General features: G+C 45.6%; 16 protein-coding genes and 1 pseudogene. 1 reads left to right on the top strand and 16 read right to left on the bottom strand.

Features of this window, described 5'->3' with window-relative positions:
- Positions 1–102: 102 nt before the first annotated feature.
- Entirely contained in the window at positions 103–2,100 is a 1,998-nt protein-coding gene (locus tag ACX1CU_RS00730; protein WP_459400769.1) for an autotransporter outer membrane beta-barrel domain-containing protein, read from the top strand.
- A 250-nt stretch (positions 2,101–2,350) separates the two neighbouring features.
- On the opposite strand, the gene ACX1CU_RS00725 is transcribed toward ACX1CU_RS00730, so the two are convergent.
- From ACX1CU_RS00725 to ACX1CU_RS00650, 16 genes and pseudogenes are all read right to left on the bottom strand, one after another.
- Entirely contained in the window at positions 2,351–2,695 is a 345-nt protein-coding gene (locus tag ACX1CU_RS00725; protein ID WP_459400768.1) for a SymE family type I addiction module toxin, read from the bottom strand.
- Positions 2,692–2,916, bottom strand: coding sequence for a SymE family type I addiction module toxin (locus ACX1CU_RS00720; RefSeq protein WP_459400767.1), 225 nt, complete (start codon positions 2,914–2,916; stop codon positions 2,692–2,694). Before ACX1CU_RS00720 ends, ACX1CU_RS00725 begins: the two co-directional genes overlap by 4 nt.
- A 71-nt stretch (positions 2,917–2,987) precedes the next feature.
- Positions 2,988–3,338 carry a helix-turn-helix domain-containing protein gene (locus ACX1CU_RS00715; protein WP_459400766.1) on the bottom strand — a complete coding sequence of 117 codons (351 nt, stop codon included), beginning with the start codon at positions 3,336–3,338 and terminating at the stop codon, positions 2,988–2,990.
- Positions 3,339–3,762: 424 nt separating this feature from the next.
- Positions 3,763–4,523, bottom strand: a pseudogene (locus ACX1CU_RS00710) (virulence RhuM family protein); the annotation flags it as partial.
- A 580-nt stretch (positions 4,524–5,103) separates the two neighbouring features.
- A complete protein-coding gene (locus ACX1CU_RS00705) occupies positions 5,104–5,847 on the bottom strand; it encodes an MAE_28990/MAE_18760 family HEPN-like nuclease (RefSeq protein WP_459400765.1) in 744 nt (247 codons plus the stop codon).
- Position 5,848: 1 nt separating this feature from the next.
- Positions 5,849–6,964, bottom strand: coding sequence for a GmrSD restriction endonuclease domain-containing protein (locus ACX1CU_RS00700; RefSeq protein ID WP_459400764.1), 1,116 nt, complete (start codon positions 6,962–6,964; stop codon positions 5,849–5,851).
- A complete protein-coding gene (locus ACX1CU_RS00695; RefSeq protein WP_459400763.1) occupies positions 6,961–8,196 on the bottom strand; it encodes a DNA methyltransferase in 1,236 nt (411 codons plus the stop codon). Before ACX1CU_RS00695 ends, ACX1CU_RS00700 begins: the two co-directional genes overlap by 4 nt.
- 416 nt (positions 8,197–8,612) lie before the next feature.
- Positions 8,613–8,852 carry an ogr/Delta-like zinc finger family protein gene (locus tag ACX1CU_RS00690; protein ID WP_459400762.1) on the bottom strand — a complete coding sequence of 80 codons (240 nt, stop codon included), beginning with the start codon at positions 8,850–8,852 and terminating at the stop codon, positions 8,613–8,615.
- A 350-nt stretch (positions 8,853–9,202) separates the two neighbouring features.
- Entirely contained in the window at positions 9,203–10,057 is an 855-nt protein-coding gene (locus ACX1CU_RS00685; protein WP_459400761.1) for a DUF4942 domain-containing protein, read from the bottom strand.
- A 174-nt stretch (positions 10,058–10,231) separates the two neighbouring features.
- Positions 10,232–10,579, bottom strand: a complete 348-nt coding sequence (locus tag ACX1CU_RS00680; RefSeq protein ID WP_459400760.1) for a type IV toxin-antitoxin system YeeU family antitoxin — start codon at positions 10,577–10,579, stop codon at positions 10,232–10,234.
- A gap of 80 nt (positions 10,580–10,659) precedes the next feature.
- Positions 10,660–10,992 carry a TA system toxin CbtA family protein gene (locus ACX1CU_RS00675; RefSeq protein WP_459400759.1) on the bottom strand — a complete coding sequence of 111 codons (333 nt, stop codon included), beginning with the start codon at positions 10,990–10,992 and terminating at the stop codon, positions 10,660–10,662.
- Between the two features lie 12 nt (positions 10,993–11,004).
- Entirely contained in the window at positions 11,005–11,487 is a 483-nt protein-coding gene (locus ACX1CU_RS00670; protein WP_459400758.1) for a hypothetical protein, read from the bottom strand.
- A gap of 68 nt (positions 11,488–11,555) precedes the next feature.
- The gene (locus ACX1CU_RS00665) at positions 11,556–11,876 is read right to left on the bottom strand and encodes a DUF5983 family protein (protein WP_459400757.1); all 321 of its coding nucleotides are present in this window, start codon (positions 11,874–11,876) and stop codon (positions 11,556–11,558) included.
- 192 nt (positions 11,877–12,068) lie between these two features.
- Entirely contained in the window at positions 12,069–12,557 is a 489-nt protein-coding gene (gene radC / locus ACX1CU_RS00660; protein WP_459400756.1) for a RadC family protein, read from the bottom strand.
- Positions 12,558–12,577: 20 nt separating this feature from the next.
- Positions 12,578–13,033, bottom strand: coding sequence for an antirestriction protein (locus ACX1CU_RS00655; RefSeq protein ID WP_459400755.1), 456 nt, complete (start codon positions 13,031–13,033; stop codon positions 12,578–12,580).
- A gap of 107 nt (positions 13,034–13,140) precedes the next feature.
- Positions 13,141–13,353: a hypothetical protein gene (locus ACX1CU_RS00650; protein ID WP_459400754.1), complete on the bottom strand. Its 213-nt coding sequence runs from the start codon at positions 13,351–13,353 to the stop codon at positions 13,141–13,143.
- Positions 13,354–13,414 lie beyond the last annotated feature (61 nt).

Below are 13,414 nucleotides of genomic sequence, written 5' to 3'. Positions count from 1 at the left end.
TTTTCTGATAGCGTGCCTGTGAAGGAATGACCTCTTCAAGGTGTACGAGATAAGAGGGAAACGATCCGCAAAACAACATCATTATTATTCTCTGAGGCATGGATGAAAATAAACGCTTTAACGCTGGCGATAACACTCTTCTATTGCGGGCTGGCAACGCAGGCACAGGCCTATACCCAGCAAGTCAATGGAACTACCGTCAATAATGAATCTGTCTTTAAAACGACCCCGACTCCGCCTCATGCCTCACAGTATGTTACCGGAGGCACCGTTAATAATGGTGTCGCTTTTAACTACGGCATGATTTATCTGGATAACAATTCTCAGGGTAACGCAATCACCGTTAATAAGGACGGCTGGCTACAGGTTGAAGACGGTTCAACAGCAAATGATACCGTGGTCAACCAAGGGGGGCGGTTGTTGGTTAATGCTTTCGGTACCACCAGCAACACCCTGATTAATAGCGGCGGTCGTATGTCAATGGAGGCCAATAGCCGTTCATTGGGAGAGTTATTGGTTGGAGCCGGAGGAGAACTGTATATCGCCAACACTGATGTCAAGCTGATTGATGTCACCTCTAATGCGCCTGCTACCCCAACCAATATCACCCTCGAAAAGCTGACGATCGCAGGCAAGGTCACCATCGGGCCTTCCTGGGCTGGTAATGATGAATTGGGTACGGCTCCACCTGCGGCACAGCTTGGCCCCGTGATGGTCACCCAGGTTGGCACGTTAACTATGCAGGGTGGCAGTCTCGAGATGATCCCGTACATTTCAGCTGACCAGGTTAACCGCCTGGATGTCGAAAATCTTTCTGGTCAAGGCACCTTTATGCTTACCACCAGCCTGGCCGATGGGGTGAGTGATAGCCTACGGGTGACACAACGCGCCACAGGTCAGTTTGGTTTATTGGTGCAAGACAGTGGCCGGGAGATCGGTCTTCCCACCAATGTGCCATTGGTCTACATCAACAGTGGTGATGCCAAGTTTGACCTGCTGAACCAGGGCGGTATCGTCGAAGCCGGTGTCTATCAATACCGGCTGTACAACAGTTCACAGGATGGGCATACCCAGTGGTATCTGGTCGGTGGCCGGGCGGGCACCGTGCCAGAGCAAAATAATGTGGATCCCGGTGTGCTCCCAGCACCTGAACCCACCCCTGTCGAACCCACGCCGGTTTCTGCTCCCACTCTCAGCGCCAGTGCTCAAGGCGTGCTGAGCATGGCGGCAGCGTCACAGCATATTCTTAATACTGAACTGAGCACGTTACGCCAACGGCAAGGCAACCTGCGTAGCAGCGTAGCAGACGTTGGCGTCTGGGCTCGCTATCTGAACGATGAAAGCAGATTGAACGATCACCGCTATGCGTCATTCAAAAATACGCTGAGCGGTATGGAGATCGGTGCCGATAAATCGTGGGATATGGTTGACGGCAAATGGTTGCTGGGTGCCTTTACGGCCTACAGCAAGTCCAATGTCAGCTTCAATCTAGGTGGTAACGGTGATGTGGCGAGCTACAGTGGTGGCCTGTACGCCAGCTATCTGGCTAACTCTGGCTGGTATTTGGATAGCGTGCTGAAAGGCAACCGCCTGAGCCAAACGGTCCGAGCCCGTATGAATGATGGCGCGATCGGCAAAGGCGATTACAGCCAGAGTACCTTCACTGCCTCGCTGGAAACCGGCTACACACTGCCTCTTTCCAACCTACTTGCCCTGGAGCCCTATGGCAAAGTGAATTACTCACGCCTTGGCGCGGCTGATTATACCCTGAGTAACGGTATGCAATCCGCTGTTCATGCGGCCAACAGTGTGCAGGGTGAATTGGGGACGCTCCTCAGTGCCAAGATGACACTGGGAGAGGTTGAGGTAGCCCCTTATGCCAAGCTGGCCATCGCGCGCGAATTCACCCGTAGCAACACGGTAACCATCAACGATATTACTCTGGATAACAACTACTCGGGCAATGTCGGCAAGTATGGTCTGGGGGTCAGTGCTAACATCACCAAGAACACGGCCGTTTACGCCGAAATGAATTACCTGAATGGTAACAAGGTAGAAAGCCCGCTGAACGCCACGACGGGGTTCCGCATTCTGTTCTAATCCGACGCCCCCATTGTTCCTCAATGGGGGTAACTTACTTGCCCCGTGATAGCCGTAATGCCTTCCTAGATCATAATTTATACCCAAAATAATTCGAGTTGCTTGTAGGCGGCAACGGAGTGACAAATCGGTCTTTGACCGATTTGAACAGCGCTTGCGCTGGCCCGCAGGGGCGAAGCCCTAAATGGGCCGAGTAACGCAGCCGACACCCAAGCAACTTGGAGTATGACGAGTATATCGGGGTTATTTTTTATGCCTTAAACCCATCAACTCCCCACCGTTGCAACCGGATCGTACCGGGCGCAGTAGTGAGTTCCAGTTGTTCAGCATCGGTGATGCCGGATTCGGTGAGCCAATCGCCGCCGATAATCACCTCACCGTTTTCCCGTACCCAATCAGCCCCCAAATCCGGGCGATCTTGGCTGGCTTCGCACAGCGCTTGCCAAGCGGCGTCGTCAGTGACGGTGGTCACCCACAATTGGCGATGCTGAAGCGTCAGTTGCAATCGGGTGCCAGTGGTAAACCCTAATGCAGCCAACTCGCCACCTGCCAACGTCAGCTCCGGGATCGGTTCAGGGGTAAAGGTGATGTTCATACATTACCCTCCGTGGCTGGCGCGGTGCGGATAATCAGTTGGCCGTGTTCGGCGATAATGCTCACCGGTTGGCCGCGCGTAAAGCCCCACTGCTCCAGCCAGCGGCCCTTGATGGTCAGTTGCGGCAACGGGTTTGGCCTGCCGCCGTTGGTGCGGTAACCGACCACGCTTTTACGCGCTTGGGGTGTGGCGGGTTGTGACGTAGAATCTGTTCTAGCCATGGTAACTACTCCTATTAGTTGCGGTGGTTAGCGGCGGCAACGGGCTGCAACCTGTTATCGCCGCGCTATCTTTACTGCTCTTTACTTCCCACGCTGTCCCAACGCCGGGACTGATATCTGATAATCAGACTTTCCAATACCTCACGAACAACTGCCTGCTCATTTTCAGTTAACTGACTGACTGCTTCGAACTGTAAGGCTAGTGTGTCTATACCCCCACGTTCATGTTCATCGAAAAGCAAATAATCGGTACTGACATGTAGTGTGGTTGCGATCTTTTTTAGGGCATCCAGCGAGGGTAGCGCCTGCGCATTTTCGTATTTCTTCCAACTGTTTACATGTACGCCAATGATGTCTGCCATGGCTTGTTGTGAAAGCCCCAGCTTTTTACGTAACTCATTTAATCGGGTTGCTAATGGCATAAAAAACCGTGTCTTGTTAAGGGCGTTGCTTAGATAGTACCCGATTATCTCCTTATAAAAACAACGCTCAATAAATATACATTTAAGTGTTTTTAAAGTACATAGTAATGTTCTTTTTTTAAGGGGCGATAATGGCGAAGTGTTTTCTTACTGGGACTATAAAAACGTGCAGGTAGGGAGGTCATGGTTGTGCGATAGCTTGCTTCTCAGCTAAGCCCTTCCGCTATAGCCAGAGCTATTAGGTGGCAGGAGTTTATGTTGATCATTACAACGGGGATAAATCTCACTGATATACGACTGGATCGCAGGAGCCATATACATTTCTCATCATAATGAAATTTAAATAATTATTTAATATGGACAATTCAGTAGCCCCCATAAGCCCCCCAAATGCTTTTGCTTGCAAAGATCCGAGGCATTGAGGCTACTTTTTAGTGTCGGTTTTCCACCGCAGTAAACCGGCGATATCCTTTTTCCCTTCAGCTTCTTTTAAGCGGCGTTGCTGCTCAGCAAATTGGATATATTCAGACTGCGCTTTTTCATCTGCCGTTTTCTTACTGACAGTACCAGGACCCTGTAGAACCTCGCGGTCATTAAATTGCAGGAACTGATCCAGCTTTTCCTGCCAGTCACGCAGGAATACCTGCTGGCGACGCCGGGCCTGATCTTCGGCAAAATCCAGCCACATGTTAACCACGCAGTTAAGTTCGCTGACTTCATCCTGATTGAGGTAGTTTTTCGCCACCGTCACATCGCTTTTACGCACCTCTTCGCCTTTATAGCTGCTCAAGCCCATATGGGGCTGGTTGGCATCAGCACGTTAGTGGGTCAGTTCGGCAGCAGTATGACCGGTACAGGCAAAATGCAGTTGTTCTGGATGGTTTGAAAAAACAACGTTGTTTCTTTGAGTGAAGGTTGGTAGTCGGCAGCTAACGCAAAAATCTCCCGAACTCGTAAATAAACCTGCCGCTCGCTGGCGCGAATATCGCGGATGCGTTCCAGCATCTCGTCGAAGTAGTCAGGTACAGTTGATGAACCAACAGGCGGATTTTTCAGCCACTCATCGTCCATCACGAAACCTTTGATCAGGTATTCCTGGAGCGTTTGGGTTGCCCACTAGCGGAATTGGGTGCCTCGGACGGAACGAACTCGGTAACCAACAGCGAGTATCAATGGCAAACTAAAGTATTGAACCTGATAGTTCTTCCCGTCACTGGCGGTTGTTCGGTAAAACCGAACAACTGAATTTTCGACCAGTTCACCGTCTTCAAAGATATTCTTGATGTGTTCGCTGATAGTTGCTTTAGCTTTGCCGTATATACCCAAAATAATTCGAGTTGCTTGTAGGCGGCAACGGAGTGAAGCCCTAGGAGCATAGATAACTATGTGACTAGGGTGAACGAAGGCAGCCAACACCCAAGCAACTTGAAGTATGAAGGGTATAGTTCGTAGATCATTGTCTGAGACAGTCACAAAGTATCGCTTTCAAAGCGGCATTCAACGCGAGCACAGGAGTCGCACTTGGTTGATAACCAATTGAATTGCATTGAATATTTAAATCAAAACAATCATTACACCCCAAAATAGTTCATTTACAATTTCATAACCACTAAATGCAACAATACCTCCCGCTCAATAACCACTTACATTGCATAGCAATTGAACGGGATGGTACTTTTAAAAAAATTAGGTTGGCTAACCTTGTTACCACATATTTTTGAGCATAATAAATAAGCCTCCATGCAAAAAATTAACACAATAGCAATTAATCAGGTTTTGTAACATCTTCTTCTAGTTTGTCTAACCAACTTTCAGCACTAGTATTGAGATCATTAATTAGTGTCTCCACATACATAATCAAAGAGTTGAATTTTCTAGGCGGAATTCTACTTTTAAACTCCCCATGACCCAATGAGTTTCTTAACCCAACTACTTCCCCTAATTGAGATAAATCAAGATGAGAGTAATTTAGCCCTATTGCATCAAAATTAATCCTCACAACAGTATCATTGACATTAGAGAACGTCATGACTAACTCAGATACATCACAATCAGAAAGAGAGCTTTGGTTAAATCCATCGATATGACCTATTACTTCACTGGTTAGTTTAAATGTACCTTTGGTTATCTTTTTTTTAAACTGCGGGCCAGAATGTGAAATGCTTCGATGTGAATCAATGTCATATATATTCTTTATCATATCTATATATTTATTGAAAAATGGCTCTCTTTGAAGCCACAGAGCTCTAATTTCTGGAGAGTACTTAAATGCTTCTCTATCTGATAACTTTAATGAATTTAGACATACTGACATTGTCTCAGTGAAGAACCCTTCCCAAGATGAATATATCATTGGTATTGATATTATTCTGAACATCTCCTCCTTTTGTACATCACCACTTTGAGTAAGGAATTCATTTATCTCCTTGATATTATTCAAAAAGTCTAAACTCTCAGACTTGGTTTTATTTAACTCTAATTTTAAATCCTCAAAGTTTGATATTCTCATATTAGCAAAACACCATTTCACCAAGACTGATTCTCTTATTGAGTTTCACTCTTGTATTTGAGCCAGCACCCGTACATTCTCTTAACTCATCATTCATGTTATTCACTAGATGCATGAATCTTCTATTAACTTCTGATGGAGTTAAATTATCTACGTTCTTGAATATACCTACAGCAACAATATCAAGTAAATTTGTGCTAAATGAACCACTTGGCTGCCCCTCTTTCCAAAACCTGAATGCTTTTCCTGATAGGTTTGCCAAGTTTATTAAGTCAAAAGTTCTTTTTAGCTTTAATTCAAAACTGATATCTATAATATTTTCCGCCGCCGCATGGAACATAAATTCGTCCAAGAAATCTGATACGCCATGATTGAAATTTTCTGAATAAGTTAAAGAGGCCATAACTCTCAATAGCGCTTCCTCCACTCCTTGAGATTTTTGACTTTCTTTATTTAAACTCAAAGCCTCAATTATCCCTTCAATCTCAGCTAAACGTCTTAATCTGTCTGCAAAATCATTTCCTGCTAACCTAGCCATACAGTTTCTAATTTCTTGATCACTTAGTCGCACACCGGATCTATTTAGCCTTTTAAATACATTAAATTTTGTTTCAGGTTTCGTCTCTTGCTCTAATATGACAATGTTTACACGAGCATTTTTAATTGTTCTGGTGACTTTCTCAGGTAATTCCTTTGCGCTCCAACCATCTAGAGTGGTGATAATGGGTGTATCAGTTAGAACCGTTGGGTTACGAAGGTCATTATGTGACCCCTCGGTTCTAGCACTTTCTATTTCATCTCTTTTGAATATCTCCTCACTAAAGAATCTTATTATAGTACTGACTCGCTGCAAACCATCAATAACCTCCTGTTTTCCATTTGTATCAATATAAAAGAAAAGTGTCGGAGTTGGGATATTCAGCAATAGAGATTCAATGAATTGGCTTTGTCGCGCATTGTCCCACCGATAAAGCCTTTGATAATCAGGAGAAATCGTTATTTCATTTTCTTTATAAAGATTAATAACCTCTCTCCAAGCGATAGTATATGAGTCAGTTACAACCTCATCTCTTTTTTCATCAATCTGCTGTAGTAATTCATTAACATTTTTAGTCATTTTGTCACCTTGATTATTTTTTCATAATAAACTTTATCTTTTAGGTAAACTGAAGATTTTGGATTTATTTGCCCCAAACTAATACGTACTTTTTCCTCTTTGACAACTTCACTTGATGAGTAACCAATATTTAAAGCCATCTCACAGTAAATATCATAAAGAGGTAACTCAATCTCCTTATAATATGAATTCTGCAATACTAAATACGCAGGCATTCCATCTTTAAGCACTCTATAAATCTCACACAAGGAAGAATATGCATCACTAAAATATCTCAATTTATTCTTTATATAATATGTATCTGATGCACGCGATGTATGAGTCATGACTTGCTCTAAAACTTTTGAGCAAATACTTCCCCATTGTGAATTAAAAGGATCGGCATCCTTGGGAACTGTTGTTGTTCCCATGCTTTTTTTCCTAATAATTTCATACCCTTCCTGACCAAAGGTTAGCTGTAACTCAAATTTAGTTGAAGCGGCATAGTCAATTCTCGTTAAATATGGAGGTGATGTGATTACCATATCGATAGAACCATCGGCAATTGGTAAGGACTTACAGTCTGAGTTGAATATTTTATAGATTGATTTTGTATTTACATCCTTGAAGTACACATTTAATTGCTCGCGCATTAAAATAAAATTAGCTTTAAAGTCGTTAATTAGATCTACTTTTATTGATTTATTTTCAAACTCTTTATTAATAACCCATGTAGGGTTTGAACCAGAATTTATGTCCAAAGACTTTCTTGAAGTAAAAAATAAAACACTATAAAAAAAAGACTCTAGCGAGTTCATTTCATGAGGTAAATCCAAAGAGTTAAATTGACTCCTGATACTCTCATGTAATTTTTTTAAATGCTCGGCTGCGATTTGACTATTCTTTATTCTTTTAGAAAGCTTCCGAGAGTTGTAAGTATATACATTAATTATTTTTTCTAGTAAATCGAGACCATTAGAATTCAACTCTGATATTATCATGTGATTTTTTGCTGCGGCAAAACGACTCATGATTGGATTAATATCAGCACCGATACAGTTAATATTTTGTTTTTGACACACAAGCCCTGTGGTACCACTGCCCATCCATGGATCCAATACAACAGCATTTGGCGCAAGTTCTTCTTTACTGAGGACAGATAAAACGAAGGATTCAGAGTAACCTGCATAGTAAGGATGCCACATATGTAATCCCTGACGTTCGTTTTTTCCTCTTTTTGCGCTACTGATCATTTTTAAGCCAACTTGTATATAAGTATCTAAAACCAACTATAGAGAGGTAGGATTTCTTTGCTAGCTATCCCCCTCTTGAGGCCATCGAAAGAACGATATCAGAGTAGGATACTCAAATCATGCTCCAAGTTGTAGATATCTACACTCGACCTGATGTTAACGGCAAGCGCGCAATGCTATCCCCGCCTCGCCTGCCCGCTTCATGTATCGCTTTTCATGCAGTTGCATATCTGCCTTGAAGCCGCGCCAGCCCTGGGGTGAGATAGGCTCACCACTCGCAGTATACGCATGCAAAATCATGCACTCTGTGCATGCACGCGCAAAAATGGCAGGCACGCCAGAGAAAAAACCGCAAAAGGGCAAGATGAAGATAAGAAAAAAACCGCCTCCAGGGAAATAGAGGCAGGTGTCATTAATTAATGCAGATGATTATTGCCATTATAACGATTTAACGTTCGCTGTTCCGGTGGTAGCGGTGCCGAAATAGTTTCGGGTGGCAACGGTTGCCGAATCACATGCTCAATACTTTCCCGCGTTTTAAAGATGCTGGAGCAGTCGATATTCTGGCACTGGTAATACGCTTCTTTGGTCTGCTCGGTTAAATAACTGCTGGTGCGGGTGTGTGTGCCGCTACGGCAAAAAGGGCAACGCATCATGGTTTTCTACTTTTCCACGCTATTTACCTTTTCTGCTTCCACTTTTGCTTTTCTACGCGGTTGATTTCATATTTGACTTGTTACGCTCTATTTGTGCTGTAGAGCTAATAAAAAACAGACCTGAATCAGCGTAAAAAGGGGAGCTTTGGCGGAGATCACAGGAGTCGCATAAGAGCATTAATACCATGATACCAAAGGGATTATTTAATATGGATGAATAAGTAACCCCCATAAGCACCCCCAAATGCTTTTGCTTGCTCCTTTTCGTATAAAAAGCAAGCAACGAATGACTCGTGGATCTTGCGGATTTTACTCCATTTTTGATGCGGTAAACAGGCTCACTTATCGCTTCAAAATGAATAGAGGGCAAACTCTTCTCGAGCTAACATCCCTGGATAGTGCTTCGCCACGATATCGTTCATTTTCTCCACCAGATCCAAGCGCTTGAAAATTACATGCGCGGTACCTTTTTGAAAATAGCGGATACTAAAGAACTCATCCTCGTAATTCTGCTGACGAGGGTTATCTCGGATATGTTCCATCAGGTGTACGGATATATCCGCTCGATTGTCAGGAACAGATTTACCATCCAATAGGTGCAACATTCGCTCCAAATCAACCAACTGATCACGCCGCCAACCCCAGCTCAAACTAAATCCCCATCGGTTATGCGTGACCAGATTGTTAACAATGATTTTTTTGCCAAACATACAGGGACTGTTCGTTTTATATTCCCATGATAGTCCTTTGAAAATATTGATAACACCGCGTTCGAATACATCCTGTTTATTCAGATGCAGTTGTTGAAAGGTACTGAGAATATTTTCCTCACTGATAGCTGGTAAGTCAGCCTCTTCCAAATTTTTATACCACTGATCACGAGCTTCGGCATCCATTAGAGCCAACATGCCAGATTTCAGCATCAGGTCACGCCAGATACTACGATCAATATTACGAGTAATAGCAGGCATTGCTTTGTCTATCGGTTGTACCAACCAACTGTCGTAGCGATGTCCCTGCCGCATCGCCCAGTCACCAACCACTCCGCCCCCCACGCTAGATGCCAAAAGAGAGATATCATTCAGTTGATGAATAAGAGTTTCTATCCGTTCTAGTACAGCGTTACGTCCCGTCACAATGCGTTCAATATTAGTCGAACACATTATTTCGGTATGACCAGTTAAGACTTCAGCTTCTGTTTGCATAGTTAAATATCCATATATGGCAAGCATACCCACCTGGTAGTAGGTGCATTATAAGTTGAGAAAAAAGAGAGGGAAATTTGAAAAGGTAAATCAGGAATGCAACTCGCAGTAATTAAATACTCAGTAAACCTGAAGAGCGTAAAGCCCCTTAACGGGGCCTAATCACGCTGATACTTAATTCGGGTAAATGACGATATACACGTAACCAAAACTGCCCAGCGTATCCGCTTCACAGGTAAAGCCAGCGTGCTGGACAGTGACGCAATGCAGACGACGCTGATCGAGCTCACCGGAACGCAACCGGGCCTCCAACTGCTCAATCAGCATAGGAAAAGCGGTATCAAGCGCTTGGAGAACGTCAGGAGCAAATGTGCCAACCAAACCAGCACGGTCAGCCAGAAAATGTAGGTGGTTGCCCTGTTGCACCAATCTGGCACCTAATCTTGGAGTGATAGCACAATGTAGGCCCCAGATGGGTGTTTCATCGTTAGTGTTAGCTGTGTTTTGAACGGTTTTTTTCATCGTTGGATATCCTTAAAAAGCACAACGCCAGCGACTAAGGCTGGCGTGTTGGATGGTGACAGTTAAGTGAAGGTATGGCGTCAGACGAGACGTTTGTTTACCGGGCTCCGTAATCCCAATGCACTTCGAGCACGAAGCAGGTCGGCACCATTCAGCAGCGGGTCTTGTGCCATCAGGCTGAAGCCGGGGCGATCAACGCGCACCAGGTCGAATTTCTCCACCAGTTCGTTGACGGTTTCGCGTACCGTGACGCCATGCTCAACCTGCTGAACAATCGCCTGTTCGTCGTGATACGGCGTATCGTTGAGCTCCAATCCATAACAGTGCTTCAGCAACCAGACGAGCAATTGCTGATATTCCTTCAAGGCGAGGTTGTTCGAGACGGTATGAGGAGTTTTGTCGGTGGTTTTCATGAAGGCAGTTCCTTAACACAGCGGAGAAACCGGGAGCTGGCAGTGATGAGTTAGCCAATGGGCTACCTTCCGCCAGTGCTTCAGTGGTACGTCAGACTCGATCGTCCAGGTAGTGGGACACTGCGTATTGGCCAGTAACAATGCGGACATCACCAGCCATTGGTAGGGATAGCCCCGAGTATCGCAGCGTATCTGCGCATGAGGTATTTGGCGCTGGTACAGCAAAAACGGATCGCCAGCCTGGTGGTTAGTTCGATCACCGTTAAAACCGATCATACCTAGTCCAACCAGACTATCGTCATAACGCAACGGGCGGTTGCCAGTGTGTTCACAGATAACCGGAACGGTGGTTAAACCTAACGCATCAGGCTGCTTACGTATCTTCCGGTAAACTTGGGTGATGGCCTGACATAAGGTATGCCAATCTTGCGAAGAAACGGTGTGGTGTTGGAGAAAATGAAATACGCCAGACATAGGCGCAGCTTGTCTGTTCATGATGGAATTTCCTTGGTAAATGATGGGGTAACGCAGGGGGATGAAGCGTTGAATAATGTAGGGAGGGATCACCAACCGAATGTGGTAAAGCCAGGTAAAACCTCGCCCAAGGCATCAATATGCAGATAAGTCAGTTGGTGTCGTTTCATCAGGGTGATAACCAGACGGCGGCAGGCTTTGGAGAGTCCCAACCGTTTAAGTTGCAATACCGGATGGGTCCACGCATCTAAACGGAGCAGATAACCCGTGCCCGAAAAGTGGATCCATTCCCTGTCGCTAAACTCATCCTGAAAGTGTGAGATCAGGTACAACACCGCATTATCGTCTTCAGTGATATGGGCCGAACTGCATTGCAGGCCAAAACGCAAAACCGGTATTGTCGCAGTCATCGGCTCCTCTCCTTTATTACACCCGGCTGCGGGTAGTGGCGTTAATGATAGTTTTCGGTGTCGTCGGTCATGATCAATGCCGCGATCAGTTCACGGCGGGAGTGGTGTGAAAATAGCCAGCCCATAGAGGTACTCCTTGAACATGGGATCTTACAAACACGAGGAAGGGGAAAGAGTGAAAGAAAGCGGCTATCAGCCAGGTAACCAGCCGCGTTCGGCAAAGGACATGATATCCAGACCGCCAACAATGAAGTGATCCAGCACTTTCACATCAACCAATCCCAGCACATTGACCAGCCTGTCGGTGATCTGCCTGTCAGCCTGACTGGGTTCAGTTTCACCGGAGGGGTGATTGTGCGCTAGAAGCACAGCGGCGGCGTTATGCTTCAACGCCGCTTTGACCACTTCACGCGGATGGACGTGGGTACTGTTGATCGTTCCCTTGAAGAGGGTTTCGTGAGCAATCAGGCGGTTTTGATTGTCTAGAAAGAGCACCGTAAACTCTTCGCGAGTCAGCGGGGTCATTTGCAAGCGCAACCAGTCACGAACGACTGTTGTTGAGGTAAAGACAGCACCGGGTTCACGCAGTTGTTGTTCCAACAGGGTGATGGCGCGCTTAATGGCCCGTCTGGCTGCGGGCGGCATCTCATCAGCAATAGGCGATAAAGTGATTGAATTCATGGTGATGTTAACCTCCGTGTTCAGTCGATGATGTACATAATGGCGTTGATCTCGGCATGTGAAAGCGCATATGCTCTGAGGCGGTAGAAGTGTTCGGTCATGGCTTCGCTTGCGGTACGGCAAGCGTGGTGGCTGTAGGTCAGCAGGCAAACAGCGATACCGGCAGCCTCAGCACTCATTCCGGCACCATTACCATTCATGCCATTAAACAGTGACCATCGCTCATCGCTTTCTGGAGCCATAAAGGCACCGCCGTTTCTCAGCGTATAAAAATTCCAGGATCCCCCGTTGTAATCAGTGCACAGACGATCCATCCAGCCAAAGACGTGAGATTCCAGAATGGGCCATTGCGGTATGCTGCCGAAGTGCTGCGGCCAGAAGCGCGTGCGTAATTTATCAGGCACAAGAGCTGCAGCTAACGAGGGTTGTGTGGTGATCAATGTTGTAGTTGAAGTGTTAGACGAAATATTGGTCATTTACGGACTCCAAGAATAAAAAAACGCCAGTCCGTGAGGGCTGACGTATCAGATTAAATGGCGTTATATATGCAGATACCTGCCGTAGTCATCCGGTAGAAACAGGCTTAAAAGTGGGAAAGAATTTGTAGTGTCAGGTTCATCAGAGCGGTAATAAAGGCGGCAGTAAGCAAGCTGACGGCTTCTCTGGCGGTAGCGATATCATCCTCATCGTAACCTGCCAGCCGAAACTGTGTTTCCACAAACTGTTGCGCCCGGTTACTGGCACACCAGTTCAGAACCTGGCCCAGTGTGGTCACCAGTATTTTCAGGAATGTCATGATTGGGGTTCTCTGGAGCGTCAGGCGGCGATGACCGCCAGCATAGAAGGAAATACAGAAG

The sequence above is a fragment of the Serratia sp. D1N4 genome, from assembly GCF_054552755.1.
This window is presented reverse-complemented; position numbering and strand designations above follow the sequence as displayed.

Bases quoted from the DNA above. Each gene is read 5' to 3' on its own strand.
- ACX1CU_RS00665 (WP_459400757.1), bottom strand. From the start codon at position 11,876: ATGACTGCGACAATACCGGTTTTGCGTTTTGGCCTGCAATGCAGTTCG.
- ACX1CU_RS00725 (WP_459400768.1), bottom strand. From the start codon at position 2,695: ATGAACATCACCTTTACCCCTGAACCGATCCCGGAGCTGACGTTGGCA.
- ACX1CU_RS00675 (WP_459400759.1), bottom strand. From the start codon at position 10,992: ATGAAAACCACCGACAAAACTCCTCATACCGTCTCGAACAACCTCGCC.
- radC (WP_459400756.1), bottom strand. From the start codon at position 12,557: ATGAATTCAATCACTTTATCGCCTATTGCTGATGAGATGCCGCCCGCA.
- ACX1CU_RS00650 (WP_459400754.1), bottom strand. From the start codon at position 13,353: ATGACATTCCTGAAAATACTGGTGACCACACTGGGCCAGGTTCTGAAC.
- ACX1CU_RS00730 (WP_459400769.1), top strand. From the start codon at position 103: ATGAAAATAAACGCTTTAACGCTGGCGATAACACTCTTCTATTGCGGG.
- ACX1CU_RS00670 (WP_459400758.1), bottom strand. From the start codon at position 11,487: ATGAACAGACAAGCTGCGCCTATGTCTGGCGTATTTCATTTTCTCCAA.
- ACX1CU_RS00700 (WP_459400764.1), bottom strand. From the start codon at position 6,964: ATGACTAAAAATGTTAATGAATTACTACAGCAGATTGATGAAAAAAGA.
- ACX1CU_RS00690 (WP_459400762.1), bottom strand. From the start codon at position 8,852: ATGATGCGTTGCCCTTTTTGCCGTAGCGGCACACACACCCGCACCAGC.
- ACX1CU_RS00655 (WP_459400755.1), bottom strand. From the start codon at position 13,033: ATGACCAATATTTCGTCTAACACTTCAACTACAACATTGATCACCACA.
- ACX1CU_RS00685 (WP_459400761.1), bottom strand. From the start codon at position 10,057: ATGCAAACAGAAGCTGAAGTCTTAACTGGTCATACCGAAATAATGTGT.
- ACX1CU_RS00680 (WP_459400760.1), bottom strand. From the start codon at position 10,579: ATGAAAAAAACCGTTCAAAACACAGCTAACACTAACGATGAAACACCC.
- ACX1CU_RS00695 (WP_459400763.1), bottom strand. From the start codon at position 8,196: ATGATCAGTAGCGCAAAAAGAGGAAAAAACGAACGTCAGGGATTACAT.
- ACX1CU_RS00705 (WP_459400765.1), bottom strand. From the start codon at position 5,847: ATGAGAATATCAAACTTTGAGGATTTAAAATTAGAGTTAAATAAAACC.
- ACX1CU_RS00720 (WP_459400767.1), bottom strand. From the start codon at position 2,916: ATGGCTAGAACAGATTCTACGTCACAACCCGCCACACCCCAAGCGCGT.
- ACX1CU_RS00715 (WP_459400766.1), bottom strand. From the start codon at position 3,338: ATGCCATTAGCAACCCGATTAAATGAGTTACGTAAAAAGCTGGGGCTT.